Source organism: Paenibacillus sp. FSL L8-0494 (genome assembly GCF_038003695.1).
GTDB classification, from domain to species: domain Bacteria; phylum Bacillota; class Bacilli; order Paenibacillales; family Paenibacillaceae; genus Paenibacillus_AQ; species Paenibacillus_AQ odorifer.
In genome coordinates this window covers 4,262,733-4,281,962 of the sequence record NZ_JBBOPQ010000001.1, presented here as the reverse complement: position 1 = coordinate 4,281,962, position 19,230 = coordinate 4,262,733, and the positions used below count along the sequence as shown (strand labels likewise).

The 19,230-nt window shown below is 43.9% G+C and carries 22 protein-coding genes; all 22 read left to right on the top strand.

All coding sequences use genetic code 11. The features are described from left to right. The 22 genes from fliG to NYE35_RS19315 all read left to right on the top strand — a co-directional run bounded on the left by fliG (position 1) and on the right by NYE35_RS19315 (position 19,223). A complete protein-coding gene (gene fliG, locus NYE35_RS19420; protein ID WP_038571969.1) occupies positions 1-1,017 on the top strand; it encodes a flagellar motor switch protein FliG in 1,017 nt (338 codons plus the stop codon). Beyond that, a complete protein-coding gene (locus NYE35_RS19415) occupies positions 1,010-1,858 on the top strand; it encodes a FliH/SctL family protein (protein ID WP_036688548.1) in 849 nt (282 codons plus the stop codon). Before fliG ends, NYE35_RS19415 begins: the two co-directional genes overlap by 8 nt. Next, positions 1,851-3,164, top strand: coding sequence for a flagellar protein export ATPase FliI (gene fliI / locus NYE35_RS19410; RefSeq protein WP_036688546.1), 1,314 nt, complete (start codon positions 1,851-1,853; stop codon positions 3,162-3,164). Before NYE35_RS19415 ends, fliI begins: the two co-directional genes overlap by 8 nt. Before the next feature lie 9 nt (positions 3,165-3,173). Beyond that, positions 3,174-3,617 carry a flagellar export protein FliJ gene (gene fliJ, locus NYE35_RS19405; RefSeq protein WP_038571963.1) on the top strand — a complete coding sequence of 148 codons (444 nt, stop codon included), beginning with the start codon at positions 3,174-3,176 and terminating at the stop codon, positions 3,615-3,617. Between the two features lie 39 nt (positions 3,618-3,656). Further along, positions 3,657-4,574: a MotE family protein gene (locus tag NYE35_RS19400; protein WP_341122484.1), complete on the top strand. Its 918-nt coding sequence runs from the start codon at positions 3,657-3,659 to the stop codon at positions 4,572-4,574. Between the two features lie 24 nt (positions 4,575-4,598). After that, positions 4,599-6,080, top strand: a complete 1,482-nt coding sequence (locus tag NYE35_RS19395) for a flagellar hook-length control protein FliK (RefSeq protein WP_076106357.1) — start codon at positions 4,599-4,601, stop codon at positions 6,078-6,080. 33 nt (positions 6,081-6,113) lie between these two features. Beyond that, a complete protein-coding gene (locus NYE35_RS19390; RefSeq protein WP_036688543.1) occupies positions 6,114-6,611 on the top strand; it encodes a flagellar hook capping FlgD N-terminal domain-containing protein in 498 nt (165 codons plus the stop codon). Then, a complete protein-coding gene (locus tag NYE35_RS19385; RefSeq protein ID WP_036688541.1) occupies positions 6,608-6,991 on the top strand; it encodes a TIGR02530 family flagellar biosynthesis protein in 384 nt (127 codons plus the stop codon). The genes NYE35_RS19390 and NYE35_RS19385 overlap by 4 nt, the downstream gene beginning before the upstream one ends. 104 nt (positions 6,992-7,095) lie before the next feature. Beyond that, positions 7,096-7,914, top strand: a complete 819-nt coding sequence (gene flgG / locus NYE35_RS19380; RefSeq protein ID WP_036688538.1) for a flagellar basal body rod protein FlgG — start codon at positions 7,096-7,098, stop codon at positions 7,912-7,914. A gap of 89 nt (positions 7,915-8,003) precedes the next feature. Continuing rightward, the gene (locus tag NYE35_RS19375) at positions 8,004-8,228 is read left to right on the top strand and encodes a flagellar FlbD family protein (protein WP_036688535.1); all 225 of its coding nucleotides are present in this window, start codon (positions 8,004-8,006) and stop codon (positions 8,226-8,228) included. Beyond that, positions 8,225-8,692, top strand: a complete 468-nt coding sequence (locus NYE35_RS19370; RefSeq protein WP_036688532.1) for a flagellar basal body-associated FliL family protein — start codon at positions 8,225-8,227, stop codon at positions 8,690-8,692. Before NYE35_RS19375 ends, NYE35_RS19370 begins: the two co-directional genes overlap by 4 nt. Positions 8,693-8,731: 39 nt before the next feature. Continuing rightward, positions 8,732-9,730 (top strand): flagellar motor switch protein FliM, encoded by a 999-nt coding sequence (fliM, locus tag NYE35_RS19365; RefSeq protein WP_036688529.1) that lies wholly within the window; start codon positions 8,732-8,734, stop codon positions 9,728-9,730. Continuing rightward, the gene (fliY, locus tag NYE35_RS19360; protein WP_036688526.1) at positions 9,720-11,024 is read left to right on the top strand and encodes a flagellar motor switch phosphatase FliY; all 1,305 of its coding nucleotides are present in this window, start codon (positions 9,720-9,722) and stop codon (positions 11,022-11,024) included. The genes fliM and fliY overlap by 11 nt, the downstream gene beginning before the upstream one ends. A gap of 26 nt (positions 11,025-11,050) precedes the next feature. After that, positions 11,051-11,416 (top strand): response regulator, encoded by a 366-nt coding sequence (locus NYE35_RS19355; RefSeq protein WP_036688523.1) that lies wholly within the window; start codon positions 11,051-11,053, stop codon positions 11,414-11,416. Between the two features lie 9 nt (positions 11,417-11,425). Next, entirely contained in the window at positions 11,426-11,950 is a 525-nt protein-coding gene (locus NYE35_RS19350; RefSeq protein WP_036688521.1) for a flagellar biosynthetic protein FliO, read from the top strand. Continuing rightward, positions 11,947-12,708, top strand: coding sequence for a flagellar type III secretion system pore protein FliP (gene fliP / locus NYE35_RS19345; RefSeq protein ID WP_076100382.1), 762 nt, complete (start codon positions 11,947-11,949; stop codon positions 12,706-12,708). The genes NYE35_RS19350 and fliP overlap by 4 nt, the downstream gene beginning before the upstream one ends. 21 nt (positions 12,709-12,729) lie before the next feature. Continuing rightward, positions 12,730-12,999, top strand: coding sequence for a flagellar biosynthesis protein FliQ (gene fliQ / locus NYE35_RS19340; RefSeq protein ID WP_036688516.1), 270 nt, complete (start codon positions 12,730-12,732; stop codon positions 12,997-12,999). Between the two features lie 9 nt (positions 13,000-13,008). After that, positions 13,009-13,794 (top strand): flagellar biosynthetic protein FliR, encoded by a 786-nt coding sequence (gene fliR, locus NYE35_RS19335; protein WP_036688514.1) that lies wholly within the window; start codon positions 13,009-13,011, stop codon positions 13,792-13,794. A gap of 22 nt (positions 13,795-13,816) precedes the next feature. Continuing rightward, the gene (gene flhB, locus NYE35_RS19330) at positions 13,817-14,911 is read left to right on the top strand and encodes a flagellar biosynthesis protein FlhB (protein WP_036688512.1); all 1,095 of its coding nucleotides are present in this window, start codon (positions 13,817-13,819) and stop codon (positions 14,909-14,911) included. Positions 14,912-14,929: 18 nt separating this feature from the next. Then, positions 14,930-16,963: a flagellar biosynthesis protein FlhA gene (flhA, locus tag NYE35_RS19325; RefSeq protein WP_036688509.1), complete on the top strand. Its 2,034-nt coding sequence runs from the start codon at positions 14,930-14,932 to the stop codon at positions 16,961-16,963. Beyond that, positions 16,960-18,345 (top strand): flagellar biosynthesis protein FlhF, encoded by a 1,386-nt coding sequence (gene flhF / locus NYE35_RS19320; protein WP_341121909.1) that lies wholly within the window; start codon positions 16,960-16,962, stop codon positions 18,343-18,345. Before flhA ends, flhF begins: the two co-directional genes overlap by 4 nt. Beyond that, positions 18,342-19,223 carry a MinD/ParA family protein gene (locus NYE35_RS19315; protein WP_038571955.1) on the top strand — a complete coding sequence of 294 codons (882 nt, stop codon included), beginning with the start codon at positions 18,342-18,344 and terminating at the stop codon, positions 19,221-19,223. Before flhF ends, NYE35_RS19315 begins: the two co-directional genes overlap by 4 nt. Positions 19,224-19,230: the final 7 nt, after the last annotated feature.

Below are 19,230 nucleotides of genomic sequence, written 5' to 3'. Positions count from 1 at the left end.
ATGGCAAAGGCTAGCCAGCAGGGACTTAGTGGCCGTCAAAAAGCTGCGATCCTGCTTATCACACTAGGGCCCGAGGTATCGGCGCAAATTTTCAAACATTTAAGAGACGAGGAAATTGAACAGCTGACTCTTGAAATTGCCAATGTTCGCAAAGTGGACAGCAGTGAAAAAGAGTCGATCATGTCTGAATTCCATCAGATATGCCTCGCCCAGGAATATATATCACAAGGCGGTATTAACTACGCTAAAGAAATTCTGGAGAAAGCGCTTGGGTCAACAAAAGCAATGGAGGTCATTAATCGTCTGACTGCAACATTGCAAGTAAGACCTTTCGATTTTGCACGAAAAGCGGATCCTAATCAGATTCTCAACTTTATCCAGAATGAAAATGTACAGACTATTGCACTTGTATTGTCTTATCTGCAATTTGAACAAGCTGCCGCAATCCTCTCCTCGCTTCCTCAAGAGAAGCAGGCAGAGGTGGCGAGAAGAATTGCTGTTATGGACAGCACCTCTCCGGAGGTAATTACGCAAATTGAACGTGTGCTGGAGCAGAAGCTTTCCGCTACAGTAACTCAGGATTATACAAATGCTGGTGGTATCGAATCGATTGTACAAATCTTGAATGGGGTTGACCGGGGGACAGAACGTACGATTCTGGATTCTCTCGAAATTCAAGATCCAGAACTTGCCGAAGAGATCAAGAAACGGATGTTCGTATTCGAAGATATTGTCAATGTGGACAATCGTTCGATCCAACGCATTATTCGTGATATTGATAATGCGGATCTACAGCTTGCTCTCAAGGTTGCCAGCGAAGAAGTACGGGATGTTATTTTCAGAAATATGTCCAAGCGTATGGCAGAAACGTTCCGAGAAGAAATGGAATACATGGGTCCTGTGCGGCTGCGTGATGTTGAAGAAGCACAGACTCGTATTGTAGGCACGATCCGCAGACTCGAAGAGTCTGGTGAAATTATCATCGCTCGTGGCGGAGGAGATGACATCATTGTCTAAGCTGATCAAACACTCCCAGTATGTTCCGGTTGATGTCTTTAAAAGATTGGAACAGGCCCGGCAATATGCGGGCCTAACTGAGGAGCCCGTTCCCGAGGAGACTTTAAGCGAGACTGACTATCATGATCCCGCACGTGAAGAGGCAGAAGAGACGCGTAAGCAAATGCTTAAGGACGCTCAGGATTTTGCTGAAGAGCAGGTTCGGAATGCATCTCTTGAAGCGGAACAGATTGTAGAGTCCTCGAAAGCGGAGGCTGAAGAGTGGTGGAAACAACGGCGTGAGCAGGATGAACATCTGATCGAAGCTATCAAAGCTGAAGCTCATCAGCAAGGTTATGAGGAAGGTGTTTCTCAGGCTGAGGAAGAGATGAAGCATAAGATTGCAGAGATGATGGAAGAAGCGCGTGCTGTTTTGACTGAGGCTTATAAAGCTAGAGAAGTTATTATTCAGGAAGCGGAGCCTTTTTTAGTAGAGTTAAGCTGTGATATTGCAGAAAAAATTGTGGACAAGCAATTAACAGTAGAGCCACAATTCGCAATGGACTTAATTCGCAAAAATCTGGCTCGTAAGCGAGAACAGGGTTTGATCTCACTTTGTGTATCCCCAGCGCAGTTCGCTTTTGTGAATGCTGCTCGGGAAGAATTATCACTAGCTGTTGATTCACAGGCTGAACTGCAAATCTTGCCCGACTCAACGGTAAAAGACCAAGGATGTGTTATCCGCTCTTCCTTTGGCAGCATAGATGCTCGAATCGACACTCAGCTCGCAGAGATCAAAAAAGAGCTGGTAAGAATTGCGCTGGACACCGATGAGCAGAGAAATGGGGAAGACGATGCTTAATAGCAACCGTTATAAGGAGCAACTTCGTAATCTCGATCCGGTGAGGATCAATGGGAAAGTGACGCAGGTAATCGGTCTAATGGTTGAATCGGAAGGTCCTGACGCAAGTATAGGTGATGTATGCTACATCTACCCTTCTAAAGGAAACAAACCGCTGCAAGCTGAGGTCGTTGGTTTCCGTGATAACAAGGTACTATTGATGCCACTTGGTGAACTGCAGGCGATTGGACCTGGTTGTGATGTAGTGGGCACTGGTAAGCCGCTTAGCGTGCAAGTAGGTTCTGAATTATTAGGAAAAGTACTGGATGGTCTGGGGCAGCCGCTTGATGGCTCTCTCATTCCAGCACGAATGCCACATAGCTCTACCTTTAATATTCCTTCCAATCCACTTAATAGACCGCGGGTGCAGGAGCCCATTAGTATCGGTGTGAGAGCGATTGACGGTTTGCTAACGATTGGCAAGGGACAACGGGTCGGTATTTTTGCTGGCTCGGGGGTCGGCAAGAGTACTTTGATGGGGATGATTGCCCGGAATACATCAGCTGACGTAAATGTTATTGCTCTGATTGGTGAGCGTGGCAGAGAAGTATTGGATTTCATTGAACGAGATTTGGGACCAGAGGGCTTGCAGCGATCCGTAGTAATTGTTGCTACCTCAGACCAACCTGCATTGATTCGCATAAAAGGTGCGCTTATCGCTACAACGATTGCCGAGTATTTCCGCGATCGCGGCCTTAATGTAATGCTGATGATGGATTCGGTCACCCGTTATGCTATGGCCCAACGTGAAGTTGGACTTGCAGTTGGAGAGCCGCCAGCCATGCGGGGATATACACCTTCGGTGTTTGCAAGCTTACCCAAACTGCTGGAACGTGCTGGTACAGGTCCTACAGGCTCTATAACAGCCTTCTACACGGTACTAGTTGATGGTGATGACATGAACGAGCCAATCGCAGATGCAGTCAGAGGAATACTTGACGGACATATCGTACTCAATCGAAACATTGCTAACAAAGGACACTTTCCAGCAATAGATGTTCTTTCCAGCATAAGTCGAGTAATGAAGGATATTGCTCCAGAAGAACAGATTGCAGCAGCGGAGAATGTGAAGCGCCTTATGGCCGTTTACAAGGATTCAGAGGATTTGATTAATATTGGAGCTTATCAGAGAGGCTCTAATGCTCAAATCGACGAGTCGATGGAATTTATCGACAGTATATGGGATTTCACCAAACAAAAGGTGAATGAAAAAGTTACGCTGGCTGAAGTTCAACAGTCTTTAATTTCACAGTTCTCAAGGAGTTGATTCGGTATTATGAGGTTTCATTATACTTTTCAAAAAGTCGTTGACTTGAAGGGCAATGAGAAGACACAGGCAGAATGGATGCTCTCAAGCGCGCTTGGAGAATTGCAGGCACAGGAAAGAAGCCTGGATGAACTCATCTTTCAGCGGAGTGCTATCATGCTATCCTTACAAAATGCCGCAGAGCAAAAGACACCTATGGTTAAGATTCGTGAAATGCAGGAGTATGTGGAATATCTGGATAAATGCATTGCCCGTAAGCATACGGACATTAGCCGTGCACATCAAGAAGTCCAGAAGAAACAAGATCAGTTAAGCACTAAGGTTTTAGATGAAAAAGTATGGTTGAAGGCAAAAGACAAGGCTGAGACATTGTTTCAGCAAAGTATGATTTTACGGGAACAAAACGAACTGGATGAGATGGCAACCGTCCGCTTCGCGATGAAATCCCTCTAACCCGGGAGGTTTCCGCTAGTGGCTAATATTGATAATGATATGGAACTTGAAAATGAAGGGTCAGCGGGGAAATTTGAGCGGTTCTTATTCTTAATGATACCGATTATATTCACGCTAGTACTGCTTGGAGTACTGTTGACGCTTTTTAATATGGACATTCGTAATAATGTACTTGAAGTTGCGAATAAAATTCCTATCCTGGAAAAATGGGTTCCTGATCCGCCTGCAGATCCTTCTAAACCGAAGGAAGAAAGCAAAAAGCAGGAAGTGAGCTCAGCGACAACGATTAAGGAGCTTAAAGCTCAGCTCGCCCAGCAGGAAGAAAACCTGAAGAAGGTTACAGATGAAAAAACTGCCCAGGATACCAAGGTTCAGGCGCTAGAGTCACAGATTGAAGGAATGAAGAAGGAAGCTGAAACCGCAGAGGCAAGCACAGAAGAAGCTGAGGATCCTTATCAGAAACAGGTTTCTGATTTGGCTAAGCTGTATGCGGGCATGAAAGCTTCAAAGGCTGCACCGATCATGGAGAATTTAACTACAGAAGAAATGGTGCAGATCTTCAGTGTCATGAGTAAAGCGAGTAAAACTGCGATTTTGGAAAAAATGGATCCGCAAAAAGCTGCAGATGTAACGATAAAGTTAAAAGAAACTACATCTTCGAGTGACATGGCGATTGCAGCTCTTCAATCTAGATTGAAGAAAGACGCCGGTACAACAGCAACTGCGACAACCAGTACGAATTTGGATAAGGAAAAGTTGAATCAGACCTTCAGTTCAATGACTCCTGCTAATGCAGCAACGTTACTAGGAGAAATGTACAAGATTAGCCCTGATAAGGTTGTGACGATTATGAATACCGTAAGTGATAGTGTTCGTTCATCTATTTTGGGAGAAATGACTAAAAATGATAGCGCGCAAACTGCGAAAATTGTTAATCGTCTGATGGGTGCTAAATAGATAGGGAAAGGAGGTGAAAAATAAATGAGTTTAGTCGTTCAATCGCTTGTGAGTGCAAACACAACTGCAGTAAATGGGAGTACATCGACTACAACGGGCACAACAACGACAGCTGCACCATTTGCTCAAACCCTGGTACAAACCATGGGAGGCAATGCCAACACCTCGTCGACTCCAGCTGAACCCCTATTGGCAAATCTAGCTTCTTTGCTGCAAGGCCTGTTAAAGGAAGTGCAGCCGACTGGAGAAGAGCAAGCAGGGCAAGACACTCAGAAGGGTGATCTCCTTGAAAAACTTGCTGCTGATGTTGAGAAGCTGGATGAAAGTATCAGTAGTGATCCTGCTCTGTTGGTAGCCTTACAGGCTTGGATTCTTCAGGTATCTGCACTTTTATCTGGAAGCCATGCCGCAGAGGATGGCACTGCTACAACGGAAGCAGAAGTGGCTGGAAGCTTGTCCCCATTGGCACAGAATGCTGATACATTGAGATTTGCAGTTCAAGACGACCTGCAAAGTTTAGTTTCTATGATTCAGGAAGCTGCAGTGAGTGGCAATGAGGAAGTAGCAACTAAGGGAATCAGTTTATTGAATAATTTCACAGCGCTTTTAGAAGAGTCCTCCTCTAACACTAATAAAGGGAAGGGAAAGACGAGCAATGTGAATGCTGCTTCTGTTTCTTCCGTAGAACAGCCCGCTATCACTGAAAGCAAAAATAATCCAACGGATAAAACACTTCAGAATGTGAGCAATCGTTCCGGAGAAGCTGTTGTAGTGAAAAATGATACGGTTGTCAGCTCGCCAGTGACCTCAGGAACTGTGCAAGAAGCTGAAGCAGAGACTGCGAACACGCCGTTAATCAAGACAGGTGTAACCGGGGAAACGAAGTCAACAGAATCCACTCTAGATTCCACGCTAGGAATTACAGCTAACGAAGGGGATCATGAGGTTGTTACTGCGGGTCAGTTATCTCTGCGCGGAGGAATTACAGCACCGCTGAAGGCTGAAGTGCCAGCAGCGCCTGTTCCGGTTCAGCAATTTGCTCAAGAAATGACAGGTTTCATTACAGGCAAATTAGAGATTGTGCAAAAAGGTGGGATCGCTGAAGCGACTATATCCCTTTTTCCAGAAAATCTCGGACAAGTTGATGTTAAGATCACAATGCAAAATGGTCATTTAGTTGCCCAGTTCATGACTGAACATACCGGTGCTAAAGATATGCTGGAGCAACAAATGAACCAGCTTCGCGCTGCATTGCAATCTCAGGGTCTTCAAGTGGAGAAGCTGGAAGTTACGCAAAATAATACCCCACTTAATTCGCAATGGGGGCAGGAAGGACGCCAACCTAATTCCGGAAGTGGACAGCAGGGTAGACGTTCCAAAGAAAGCAGAGAGGAAGCCAGTGATGCCGTTCTTGCCGCAGAGCTGAATGGTGAATGGAAGGACTGGGTTTCAAATGCGGGACAAGAAGATCAGTCCCAAGGTGGATCTTTTTCTGCTAAGGCTTAACTCTAATAACAAACGAAAGAGAGGTGAGTGGTTATGGCGACAACAGTTCCGGTCTCTACTAAAGATCAGTGGAATTATACAACTCCCGACTCTAGTGCACGGACAACGGGTAATTCTACTTTAGGTAAGGATCAGTTTTTGAAGATTTTGATTACTCAGCTGCAAAATCAAGATCCGATGCAACCGATGGAAGATAAAGAATTTATTGCGCAAATGGCCCAGTTTACATCCGTGGAGCAATTGATGAATATCTCTACTCAGCTTAATGCTATGAATCAGTCCCTTGGATCTGTATCCGGGTTGATTGGTAAAGATATTACTTGGACAGACACCGCCACAAAGCTGCCTAAGACAGGTAATGTTGAATCTATCGTTGTTAGCAATGGTATTCAATATGCGGTTGTGGGAAAAGACAGAATTGCTTTAACCGATATTACACAAATTCAGAATGCCGCAGCAACGCCAGAAAGCGGTTCTGGTACAGATAGTAATACTCCGGAGAATAGCGGAGGAAGCGGGGCGAGCATATGAGTGACAGGCTTACTATAGGCCAGCTGTATCCTGCGTCCCTGCATTCTACAACGTTACAACGATCTTCGCTGCCTAAGCAGTCTGTGGCGGGGGAAGCTTCTTTTGAGAGTTTGCTGCAACAGAAACTATTAAAATTCAGCAATCATGCTGCTAAGCGCCTAGAACAAAGAGGGATAGAGCTTGGAAGCGGTCAGCTGGATCAAATTTCATCTGCTGTGGACAAAGCTGCTGCTAAAGGAAGTAAAGAATCCTTGATATTAATGAAGGATTTGGCGTTTATCGTTAGCGTTCCTAATCGCACAGTAGTTACTGCTATGGATGGTAACTCGATCAAAGATAATGTATTTACACAAATCGATAGTGCAATAGTGATTTCATAATAGGCTGGTCCTAACGGAAAGCCGAGGCGGCCGCTGACCGACTGACGCGGTCCCAATTCACTTGGAAAGTTATTAGGACTCTATAATCTGGGAGGACATTAAACATGTTAAGATCAATGTATTCAGGGGTTTCAGGAATGAGAGGCTTTCAAACTAAGCTTGATGTAATCGGTAATAATATTGCTAACGTCAACACTATCGGGTTTAAATCCGGACGTGTTATGTTCAAGGATATTATGAGCCAAACCGTTTCTGGTGTTACTGCACCGGGTGAGGATGGTCAAGGTGGGGTAAATGCGAAACAAGTTGGACTAGGTGTTAGTATTGCTTCTATAGATACCCTACATTTGGCTGGTAGTGCTCAAACCACCAACAACCCAACAGATTTACGTATCGATGGAGATGGTTTTTTTCTGGTTAAGCTTACTGAGGATCAAGATACTGCATTTTTGACCCGCGCCGGAGATTTCCACATTGACGCTGCGCGTAATCTTGTTACCGCTGACGGACTTCATGTTTTAGATTCCGACGGTGGGATCATTCAATTAGGTGACGATGTAACGGCGTTTTCTATCTCTAATGATGGAACAATTGTTCAGACCATGGAAGATGGAACGACTGGAGCTGGGGTGAAGATTGGTGTAGCCAAGGTTACTAACCCATCTGGTCTGGAGAAAATCGGAGGCAATCTGTATCGTATGACACTTAATGCGAATGCAGAAGGCGAACTAGTTCCGACTACAGCGAACAATACAGAAGATGGCACCGGGGCAATCATCTCTGGACAGCTGGAAATGTCCAATGTGGATCTTACCAATGAATTTACAGAAATGATCGTATCACAGCGTGGATTCCAGGCGAATTCCCGTATCATCACAACTTCTGATGAAGTGCTGCAGGAAGTAGTAAACCTGAAGCGTTAATTTAATCAATAAATTCTATATTTTCTTAAATGGTTCATGCGGAGTCGTGGGGGAGTTACTCCTCCCCCTATTTTGTTAGGAGGCCTGTTATGATATCGGTAACAAGATTAAATGGAACACCGATGTGGATCAATGCCCTACTGGTCGAAATGGTAGAAGAAAGCCCGGATACATACATTACGCTCGTAACCGGAAAAAGACTGATCGTTCTCGAAAAAGCCGATGAGGTTATTACGAAGATCCGGGATTATAACAGGGACATAGGCACATATGCTGCCACCATTAAAATCCAGTCAATGGAGGAGCTAACATGAAAAAGATGATGCCGTGGCTCATCACGATATTACTAGCGATTACTCTGATCGTGGTCGCCGCATTTTTACTATTGGACAGGATCTTTCCGAAAGATACGAACGAGGTAAGTGCTGCTGTTCAAAATGTGGAAACAAAACATTTAACTGCAGATGAAATCGTCGAATTGACGGCAGAGATCATTGATATCAAAACAAATCTTGCTGATCCCGATTTTATCCTTCAAGTAGATTTCGCCTTCCAACTGAGTTCTGCGAAATCAAAGGAAGAATTCGAAAAAATAAAAGAGATCAAAATCAAACCAATAATTATCAAGACGCTTGCAGATACCAAACCTGAGGACCTTAATGGAGCGAATGGAAAAGATCAGCTTAGCAGTAAGCTTATTAATCTGATCAATAAGACATTGACTGAGGGCCAAATTACTCAGATCGAAATCACCAAATTCCTTTTGGCTTCTGTGTAGCTTTATTCCTGATAATTCTTTGATAGGGGGGTGATTGAATTGGTTGATGTACTATCACAAAACGAAATTGATGCTCTACTTGCTGCACTTTCTTCAGGTGAGATGGACGCCGATGAACTTAAAAAGGAAGAAACTCAGAAGAAAATCCGCTCTTATGACTTTAAACGGGCTGTCCGCTTTTCCAAAGATCATATCCGCAGTCTTACACGGATACATGACAATTTCGCCCGTTATCTTACAACGTATTTTTCAGCCCAATTGCGCACCTTCGTTCAGATTAATGTCGTTCAAGTAGAGCAGCTCCCTTATGATGAATTTATTCGCTCCATACCGAAAATGACGATATTGAACATTTTTGAAGCTGAACCTTTAGAGGGCCGCATGGTAATGGAAGTTCATCCAAACATTGCTTTTGCTATGCTGGACAGGTTGCTTGGGGGCTTTGGAACTGCACCTTCTAAGATTAATGCTCTAACTGAGATCGAAACAACGATTATGGAGCGTATCTTTAGTAGATGTTTTGAGAGTCTGCAGGAGGCTTGGAAAACGGTGCTGGATATTCATCCGCGGATGGAAGCTCTTGAGACGAACCCGCAGTTCATGCAGATTGTATCGCCCAATGAGACCATTGCATTAATCTCTCTAAGTACCAAAATTGGAGATACAACAGGCATGATCAATCTTTGTATACCACATGTCGTTCTAGAGCCTATCATGTCCAGACTTTCTGTTCACCAATGGTTTGTGACAGAGAAGAAGACGCGGGATGAAGATGAGCTACTGGCCATTAGAGCTAGAGTTCATAAAGCGAAGCTGCCGATTGTTGCTGAACTTGGAGAATCGAGCTTATCCATATCTGAATTCCTAGGGCTTAGTGTCGGTGACGTGATTTCTCTCAACAGAAACGTAGATTCTGGACTGTCAATTAAGGTAGGGGAGAAGCTTAAGTTCATCGGAAGTCCCGGAATGGTTAAAGATCGGGTAGCCGTGCAAATAGACGAAATTGTCAATGAAGGAGTTGAAGAATTTGACGAGTAAAGATTATTTATCCCAAGAAGAAATCGACGCCCTTCTGAGACAATCTGCGGAGGGCTCATTAGCTCCTACGGAGAAAACGGTAGATGACTATCTAACACCGTTTGAACAGGATGCTTTGGGCGAAATTGGTAATATAACGTTTGGCAGTGCAGCAACAGCACTTTCCACTTTACTAGGGAAAAAAGTAGATATTACAACCCCTCAAGTTTCGATCATTACACGCGGGGAGTTTGAAATTGCTTTTCCTAAACCGCATGTAGCTGTTCACGTTCAATATGTGGATGGGTTTCAAGGGATTAACTCACTTGTTATTAAGATTAGGGATGCACAGGTCATTGCCGATCTGATGCTTGGCGGTGCCGGCGAACCTAAGGATGAAGAGTTGAATGAAATTCATATTAGCGCTGTGCAAGAAGCTATGAATCAAATGATGGGTTCTTCTGCTACATCGATGTCTACGATTTTTAATCGTTTTGTTAATATCTCGCCTCCGGGTATCGACATTTTGAATATGTCCAGCGGAGAAGGAGTAGGCAGTCTGCCAGACGATGAAACCCTAATTCGTATTTCGTTCCGGCTTAAAATTGGTGATTTGATAGATTCTACTATTATGCAGCTCTTGCCTGTTCAGTTCGCAAAAGATATGGTATCCATGCTACTTGGTGATGTTAGTCCGGCAGAGGAGGAGGCAGCGGTCACAATGGCTGAAACACCTGCTATGACTAATTCTGCGGAGACACCACCTCCAGCACCTCCGGTGCAACAGGCGCCCTCACAGCCCGCAGGAGGAACGCAACCACCATATCCACCGCAGGGTATGCCAGCGTATCCAGGGATGCCAGAAGGCGGGTATTATTATCCTCCAGCGGGTATGCCAGCGTACGGAATGCCTGGGATGCCACCATACGGTATGCCACCGCAAGGGATGCCATATGGGCAGACACCACCGCTTAATTCTGAGGCAAATCGCAATGTAAATGTACAGCCTGTGCAATTTGCAAATCTGAATGGTGGGGCCTTTGGTCATATTGATGAAAATAATTTAAATTTATTGATGGACATACCGCTTAGAGTAACCGTAGAATTAGGAAGGACCCAGAAGCAGATCAAAGATATTTTAGAAATGTCACAAGGCTCAATTATTGAGCTGGACAAGCTCGCAGGTGAGCCTGTAGATATTTTGGTTAACAACAAGCTTATTGCCAAAGGTGAAGTCGTTGTTATCGACGAAAACTTTGGCGTACGCGTTACGGATATCGTCAGCCAGTGGGACCGAATTCAGAAATTACAATAAGCATACTTAGGGAGGATTTTGTAAAAATGGCTAACCGAATTCTAATCGTGGACGATGCAGCATTTATGAGAATGATGATCCGTGACATTTTGTCGAAAAACGGATTTGAAGTAGTGGGCGAAGCTCAGGACGGTTCTCAAGCGATAGAAAAATTCAAGGAACTGCGTCCGGACCTCATCACGATGGATATTACTATGCCTGAGATGGACGGAATCGCCGCCCTGAAAGAAATCAAAAAAGTAGATCCGGCTGCAAAGGTTATTATGTGTTCAGCCATGGGCCAGCAGGCTATGGTTATCGATGCAATCCAAGCAGGAGCTAAAGACTTTATAGTGAAGCCTTTCCAAGCTGACCGGGTTATCGAAGCTATTAACAAAACGTTGGGCGTGTAGGATAAAGTCATGTTATATTCCGAAACGCTCGGAAGCAGTAACACCCTGCTGAATTTGTTTAAAGTTATTATTGTCCTGGCGATAATCATTGTACTTATAGTGGTACTGATTCGTTTTCTTGGACGACGTAATCAGACCTTTATGAGCAACCGTTCTATAAGAACGCTTGGTGCAATAGGGCTTGGACCTAATAAGTCGATGCAGGTTATCGAACTGGGAAGCAGTCTTTACTTAATCGGGATTGGTGAAAATATATCCATTTTGGATAAAGTCACCGATCCGGATGAGGTAGCATTGATCATTGCGGCATTTGAGGATCAGTCCTCTAACCAGAATAATTTCCTCGCACCGCTTATTGCCAAGGTAAAGGTAAAGCTGCGTGGGGAGGTTCCATCTCAGGAAATTGAACTTAGTGAAACATCATCTTTTTACGAGACTCTGCAATCCAAGCTTCGTTCTGCACCAGAGCGCAAAGAGAAAATGGAAGAGCTGCTTCGGGATGATGTTACTAAGGATGAGTCGAGGAATATATGAAAAAGAAGCTAATTCTTGCTATTCTGCTGTTCGGTATTATCAGTGTGGTTATGATGACGCCGATACATGCTGATCCTATACCTAATGTTAATATTCAGGTCGGTAATGAAGGTTCAAGCAGTGGTACCAGTTCCATATCAATTCTTCTTCTTGTTACGGTTCTGAGTATTGCTCCGGCGTTTCTGGTTCTTATGACTAGCTTTACTAGAATTGTAATCGTATTAGGTTTTGTGAGAACCTCGCTGGGTACTCAGGCTATGCCTCCAAACCAGGTGCTGGTAGGACTTGCTCTGTTTCTGACCCTGTTCATTATGTCACCAACGCTGGCCACAGTGAATGAAAATGCGTTGCAGCCGTATATGAAGGGGACAATCTCCCAGACTGAGGCTTTTGACAAAGCTGCTGATCCGATGAAAGAATTTATGTTTAAACAGACGAACACCAAAGATCTTCTGTTATTTATGAAATACACCGGTTATACCGGATCTACTAAACCGGCTACATACAGTGATATTCCACTGACGGTGATGGTGCCAGCTTTTGCAATTGGCGAATTGAAAAAGGCTTTTACAATGGGCTTCTTAATTTTCATACCATTCCTGATTATTGATATTGTTGTGGCGAGCACACTGATGGCCATGGGGATGATGATGCTTCCCCCGGTTATGATTTCATTACCTTTTAAAATAATGCTCTTTGTACTGGTAGACGGCTGGTACTTAGTCATTAAATCACTACTTCTTAGTTTTAACACCTGACCTAAAGAGGAGGCATGAGGGATGAGTACGGAGTTTATAATCGGGCTAGCAAGCCAAGCCGTATATTTAGTGCTGGAAGTCAGCGCACCCATGCTGATTCTTGGTCTGGTGGTAGGGCTAATAATCAGTATTTTTCAGGCTACGACACAGATTCAGGAACAGACGCTAGCGTTTGTTCCCAAAATCGTCGCAGTGCTATTGGCTTTATTGCTATTTGGTCCGTGGATCATCACGAAGCTGATTGACTTTACAAGCCAAATTTTGGGTAATCTCTATATGTATATTGGTTAATCAATGAACATGGAGACCATACTGCAAAGTTTACCCGTCTTTTTGCTTATTTTTTGTCGAATAACCGCTTTTTTTGTTGTCGTTCCTGTATTTTCTTCACAAGGAGTCCCGACAACCTTTAAGATTGGCATTTCTTTTTTTGTAGCATTGGTTGTCTTTAGTGCTAACGGAACAGGGCTTACGATCCCGCAGGATTTCAGTTATATTTTGCTGATTGCCAGAGAGGTATTAATAGGATTGTTGCTAGGTTTCGTTGGATATTTGATGTTTATGGCGATTCAGACAGCAGGTTCATTTATTGATATTCAGATTGGCTTCGGTATTGCTAATGTTATCGATCCTATGACTGGAACGTCTGCACCAATTCTTGGTAATTTCAAATATATGATAGCCCTGCTAATGTTTCTGAGCATGAATGGTCATCACCATCTGCTAGATGCTATTGTGTACAGTTATAAATGGGTTCCTATGAATAACGATTTATTTCTAGGCATGATTGACGGTAGTTTATCAGAGTTTCTGGTTCGAACATTTGCTCAGTCCTTTGTACTCGCTTTTCAAATGTCGGCTCCTTTAGTAACTGCGCTGTTTCTGACTGATGTTGGCCTTGCTTTCTTGGCGAGAACGGCTCCGCAATATAATGTATTTGTTATTGGGGTTCCGCTCAAAATCATTATAGGTCTTGCACTGCTTTTAGTGCTGATGCCTGGTCTGGCTGTGCTGTTTCAGAATCTCTTCGATATCATGTTCGAATCCATGGAGAATTTATTGAATCTCATGGGGAAGAGTCCGTAGGTGACCGTAAGGGGAGCGTATTATGCCTAAGACGAAGCGGTATAGACTGGATCTTCAACAATTCGCCGGTGAAAAGACGGAAAAAGCAACCCCGAAGAAACGGCAAGATGCTCGTAAAAAGGGTCAAGTAGCCAAAAGTGCTGAGCTATCCGGTGCAGTTGTATTGTTATCAGCAGTAGTTAGCTTGATGATGTTTGGTGGTTTTATGAAAGAACGCTTCATGAAGCTATATATGGATGTATTTCAGAATCAAATGACACTGGAGGTTACTCCTGAGAATATAACGCTGCTATTTAATCAATATGGACTACAAATACTGATTTTGCTAGCTCCATTACTTGGAATAGTTTTTGTTATGGCGCTGGTAAGCAATCTGGCGCAGGTGGGCTTTATGACCACTGGAGAGGGGATCACCCCTAAATTCAGCAAGCTTAATCCGATAAAAGGGTTCAAAAATATTTTCTCCATGCGTTCGTTTGTCGAGTTCCTGAAATCCATATTTAAGCTTCTAATTATCGCTTATCTGGTATATAGCACTTTATGGGGAGAAAAGAAGAACTTTGCATCCCTGTCGCATATCAGTGCGGAGGGGATTTTTAAATTTGCGGCCAAGCTGACGATGAGTCTTGGTTTGAAAATCGGGGCTGCCCTATTGGCTATGGCTTTTCTGGACTACATGTATCAGAAGTACGAGCATGAAAAAAGCCTGAAAATGTCCAAGCAGGATATCAAGGATGAATACAAAAAAATGGAGGGTGACCCTCTAATCAAAGGTAAGATCAGGGAACGCCAACGTAGAATGGCCATGCAGCGTATGATGCAGGAAGTTCCAAATGCGGATGTAATCATTACGAATCCTACGCACTTTGCTGTTGCGCTTAAATATGACGGTACCAAGATGGAAGCGCCGCAGATTATAGCAAAGGGTCAGGATTATGTAGCACTTCGCATCCGGGAGCTGGCTAAAGAGCACGGCGTCGTGACTATGGAAAACAAACCGCTGGCACGGGCATTATTCCAAAGGGCAGAGATTGGAGATGTCGTTCCAAATGATCTGTTCCAGGCTGTGGCTGAAGTGCTGGCATATGTATATAAGCTTAAAGGTAAGAGGAGATAAGGCGGGGGGGTTAGGACATTGAAAGCTAAAGATTTAACAGTTTTGCTAGGCATCATCGGGATCGTGCTTATGATGATTCTGCCTATCCCGTCCTGGCTATTGGACGTTTTGCTTGTTATTAACATCTCAATCGCATTAATTATCATTCTGGTTGCTATGAATACGAAAAATGCACTCGAATTTTCAATTTTTCCTTCATTGCTCCTAGTAACCACACTTTTTCGTCTGTCACTTAACATCTCGACTACAAAACTGATCCTGACTTACGGAGATGCCGGTTCAGTGGTATCTACTTTCGGTAGCTGGATCGCTGGCGGACAGATTGCGGTTGGATTTATCGTGTTTCTGATTTTGGTAGTAGTACAGTTTATTGTTATTACCAAAGGTTCAGAGCGCGTAGCTGAGGTAGGCGCTAGATTTACCTTGGATGCGATGCCCGGTAAACAAATGAGTATTGATGCCGATCTTAACGCAGGCATGATTAACGAAACCCAGGCACGTGAGCGCCGGCGTAACGTAGAACGCGAAGCGGATTTTTTCGGAGCCATGGACGGTGCAAGTAAATTCGTTAAAGGAGACGCGATTGCGAGTATTATCATCTTGCTGATCAACCTGATCGGTGGATTTATCATCGGTATGATGGTTCACGGGATGGATTTTGCTACTGCGTTATCCACTTATTCTGTATTGACCATCGGGGACGGTCTCGTCAGTCAAATTCCAGCTTTGCTTATTTCGACAGCAGCCGGCTTGATTGTTACTAGAGCTTCTTCGGAAGGTAATCTGGCAGAAGAGCTGACAGGACAGTTGTTGTCCTATCCGAAATTGTTGTATATTGTCGCAGTTACGGTAGCTTTTCTTGGACTCTTTACACCCATACATATGATTACAACGCTCCCATTGGCCGGATTGCTGGCTTTTGCAGCTTACCGTATGGGACAAAATTTAAATAAGAAACAGATTGCCGAAGAGCAACTTGTTGAAGAGAAGCAGATTGAAGAGGTACGAAGTCCGGAAAGTGTCATTAATTTGTTGTCAGTTGATCCCATTGAATTCGAGTTTGGTTATGGTCTTATTCCTTTGGCGGATACAGGTCAGGGAGGCGATCTGCTAGATCGTATCATCATGATTCGACGGCAATGTGCCCTAGAAATGGGTCTTGTAGTACCTGTTATTCGCATTCGCGACAATATTCAACTAAAACCGAATGAATATGTCATAAAAATTAAAGGAAATACAGTTGGCGGTGGTGAATTATTACTTAATCATTACCTTGCAATGAGTCCAGGATATGATGATGAATCTATAAACGGTATTGAGACCATCGAACCATCCTTTGGGCTTCCAGCATTATGGATTGATGAATCGGTTAAAGAGCGGGCTGAATTGTCCGGCTATACTGTAGTAGACCCTCCATCTGTTGTCGCAACACATCTGACGGAGTTAATCAAACGTCATGGACATGAGCTGATAGGAAGACAAGAAACTAAGATGCTGGTGGACAACCTTAGGGATAATTATCCAGTGCTCGTCGACGATCTTATTCCTTCCGTATTGGCGATTGGGGATGTGCAGAAGGTTCTTGCTAAGCTGCTTCGTGAAAAAATATCGATCAGAGATTTGGTTACGATTTTTGAGACATTGGCGGATTATGGGACATACACCAAGGATCCTGATATTCTCACTGAATATGTTCGTCAGTCCTTGTCCAGACAGATTACCCAGCAATTCTCACAAGTAGGAGAGACGCTGAAAGTCATCACGGTGGGGCCTAATCTTGAAAAGAAAATTTCCGAGAGTGTGCAGCAATCTGAACAGGGAAGTTATTTGGCACTAGATCCAACTTCGACACAAACGATCTATCAGCGGTTAAGTGAACAGATTAATCGATTGCTGCAGACAGGGCAACAGCCAATAGTGCTCACATCACCAACCATTCGTATGTATTTGCGGCAGGTGATTGAACGAACGATGCAGGATATTCCTGTACTGTCTTATAGCGAGCTAGAGCCTAACATTGAAATACAAAGCGTCGGAGTGGTGAATTTATGAGAGTGAAGCGTTACGTGGTCGATTCGATGCCTGACGCCATGCTTTCCATTCGCAACGAGCTTGGGAGCGAGGCCGTCATTTTAAGTACAAAGGAAATCAAAATCGGCGGATTTTTAGGGTTATTTAAGAAGAAAAAAATAGAAGTTGTAGCAGCAGTAGAAAAGGCAGAGAAGAATAATGTTCCAAAAAAGCCGGCTGCGCCAGCGATGAACATTCCACGGAGTGCAGTACCACAGGCTTATCAAAAAGCTTCATCTGCTTCCACTACACCTTCTATACCTTTCGTACCTTCTGTTTCATTAGAAAAGCCAGAAGAGTCACGGACGTTTGCAGAGATTGCTGCAGCCTTATCGGAAGCTATCAATGTACAAGAATCGATAGCCAAGCATCCGGAGCCAGAACCTGAGCAAAAACTTCCTGAATTAAATCTGGAAGATGCACCTTCTATATCAGCGTTGTATGAATCATTAGGATTAGAACAATCGCCAGAGGTTGCCACTGCTCTCGAAAATGATGTTCTTCGTGAGATTAGAGATATGAAGCTCTGGATGGAGCGAATTGCCAGACAATCCTCAGGTGGAAGAGAACTGCCAGACAGTCTGCAGGAGCTACGGGATCTTTTATTAGAGCAAGAAATGGATGCTGTGCTTGTTGAGGAATGGATCAGTAACATCTCGGAACGTTGGGTGGATGAAGGGCGTACTTGGGGACCAGAGAAATTTATGGGATCTCTTAAAGAACAGATTGATGGTTTCCTGACGGGACGAATTGCTGATGGAATTGCCCGGGATACTCAAATTGTATATATTGCCGGACCCACTGGAGTTGGAAAGACCACAACCATAGCTAAGCTTGCGGCAGAACAGCTATTTAAGCACGGACGCAAGGTAGGTTTTATCACCTCCGATACGTATAGAATCTCAGCTGTGGAACAGTTGCGAACCTACGCTGCTATTCTCAATGTTCCATTGGAGGTTGTCCAATCGCCAGGAGATTTGCAAAGAGCACTCTTTCGCTTGGAGAGTTGTGATCTAGTATTAATGGATACAGCTGGCCGAAATTATCGTAATGATATGCTAGTAGCCGAACTGCAAAGCTTGCTTGCGAAGGAATTGAGAAGTGAAACTTATCTTGTGCTTAGCTTGACCTCGAAAAGCCGTGATATGAAACTTATTGCAGAGCATTTCGGCAGATATAGGCTGGATAAGGTTATTTTCACAAAGCTGGATGAGACGGGGAGTTACGGCCCGCTCTTTAATGTCCTGAATGACTTCCCGCTTACCTTGTCTTATATGACGGATGGTCAAAATGTTCCTGATGACCTGCTTATGGCTACCAAAGGACAGCTGAGTGAGTTGCTTCTTGGAACAGGTGAAACATGATGGATCAGGCACAATCCTTAAGACAGCTTGTATCCAGTCAGGATTCTAAAGTAGCTGTAAGAGGGGGATCATCCGCCAGGATCATTACGGTGTGTAGTGGTAAAGGGGGCGTTGGTAAGTCGAATTTTACACTTAACTTCGCTCTAACTTTAAAGGCTATGGGCAAACGGGTTTTGCTGTTCGATGCAGATATCGGCATGGCTAATATAGATGTGTTGATGGGCGTATCGGCGAGATATAATCTTTATCATTTGTTAAAAAGAGAAGCGGATATCGAGCAGATTATTCAATACGGTCCGAATTCGCTCCCTTTTATAGCAGGTGGCTCTGGAATGGATGAGCTATTCACGCTTTCAGAGTCTGATCTTGATTATTTCACAAATCAGATAACACTTATCGCGGACAGCATGGATTATATTTTGTTCGATACTGGTGCTGGATTATCTAAGGAAACGATGAAGTTTATAACTTCTGCCGACGATTGCCTAGTGGTTACTACACCAGAACCAACAGCTATCACAGATGCATACGCATTAATGAAGGTTGTGAATCGTTCCTATCCTGAGACTTCCTTTAAATTGATTGTGAACCAGGCAGGTGATGAAAGGGAAGCCATAGCGACAAGCGATAAGATCCGAATGGCCGCCAGTCGTTTTTTGCAATTAGATATTTCTTATCTTGGTCATATAAGCTCAGATGCCCATGTAGTGCAAGCTGTCAAAAGGCAAACGCCATTCACATTGGCTTTTCCAAACAGTATTGCTGCAAAAGATATACATCGGCTTGCCCTAAGTTATTTGACCATTGATTCTAAAAAGACCACAAAAGTCCAAGGGATTAAAGGCTTTATCCATAAATGGTTAAAGCGGAGTAAATAGTTGTTCT

Excerpts from the sequence above, each read along its gene's own strand:
- fliP (WP_076100382.1), top strand. The coding sequence starts at position 11,947 with ATGAAAAAGAAGCTAATTCTTGCTATTCTGCTGTTCGGTATTATCAGT.
- NYE35_RS19385 (WP_036688541.1), top strand. The coding sequence starts at position 6,608 with ATGAGTGACAGGCTTACTATAGGCCAGCTGTATCCTGCGTCCCTGCAT.
- fliQ (WP_036688516.1), top strand. The coding sequence starts at position 12,730 with ATGAGTACGGAGTTTATAATCGGGCTAGCAAGCCAAGCCGTATATTTA.
- NYE35_RS19400 (WP_341122484.1), top strand. The coding sequence starts at position 3,657 with ATGGAACTTGAAAATGAAGGGTCAGCGGGGAAATTTGAGCGGTTCTTA.
- NYE35_RS19370 (WP_036688532.1), top strand. The coding sequence starts at position 8,225 with ATGAAAAAGATGATGCCGTGGCTCATCACGATATTACTAGCGATTACT.
- NYE35_RS19315 (WP_038571955.1), top strand. The coding sequence starts at position 18,342 with ATGATGGATCAGGCACAATCCTTAAGACAGCTTGTATCCAGTCAGGAT.
- fliG (WP_038571969.1), top strand. The coding sequence starts at position 1 with ATGGCAAAGGCTAGCCAGCAGGGACTTAGTGGCCGTCAAAAAGCTGCG.
- flhF (WP_341121909.1), top strand. The coding sequence starts at position 16,960 with ATGAGAGTGAAGCGTTACGTGGTCGATTCGATGCCTGACGCCATGCTT.
- NYE35_RS19350 (WP_036688521.1), top strand. The coding sequence starts at position 11,426 with ATGTTATATTCCGAAACGCTCGGAAGCAGTAACACCCTGCTGAATTTG.
- flhB (WP_036688512.1), top strand. The coding sequence starts at position 13,817 with ATGCCTAAGACGAAGCGGTATAGACTGGATCTTCAACAATTCGCCGGT.
- NYE35_RS19395 (WP_076106357.1), top strand. The coding sequence starts at position 4,599 with ATGAGTTTAGTCGTTCAATCGCTTGTGAGTGCAAACACAACTGCAGTA.
- fliI (WP_036688546.1), top strand. The coding sequence starts at position 1,851 with ATGCTTAATAGCAACCGTTATAAGGAGCAACTTCGTAATCTCGATCCG.
- fliR (WP_036688514.1), top strand. The coding sequence starts at position 13,009 with ATGGAGACCATACTGCAAAGTTTACCCGTCTTTTTGCTTATTTTTTGT.
- NYE35_RS19355 (WP_036688523.1), top strand. The coding sequence starts at position 11,051 with ATGGCTAACCGAATTCTAATCGTGGACGATGCAGCATTTATGAGAATG.
- NYE35_RS19390 (WP_036688543.1), top strand. The coding sequence starts at position 6,114 with ATGGCGACAACAGTTCCGGTCTCTACTAAAGATCAGTGGAATTATACA.
- NYE35_RS19375 (WP_036688535.1), top strand. The coding sequence starts at position 8,004 with ATGATATCGGTAACAAGATTAAATGGAACACCGATGTGGATCAATGCC.
- fliJ (WP_038571963.1), top strand. The coding sequence starts at position 3,174 with ATGAGGTTTCATTATACTTTTCAAAAAGTCGTTGACTTGAAGGGCAAT.
- flgG (WP_036688538.1), top strand. The coding sequence starts at position 7,096 with ATGTTAAGATCAATGTATTCAGGGGTTTCAGGAATGAGAGGCTTTCAA.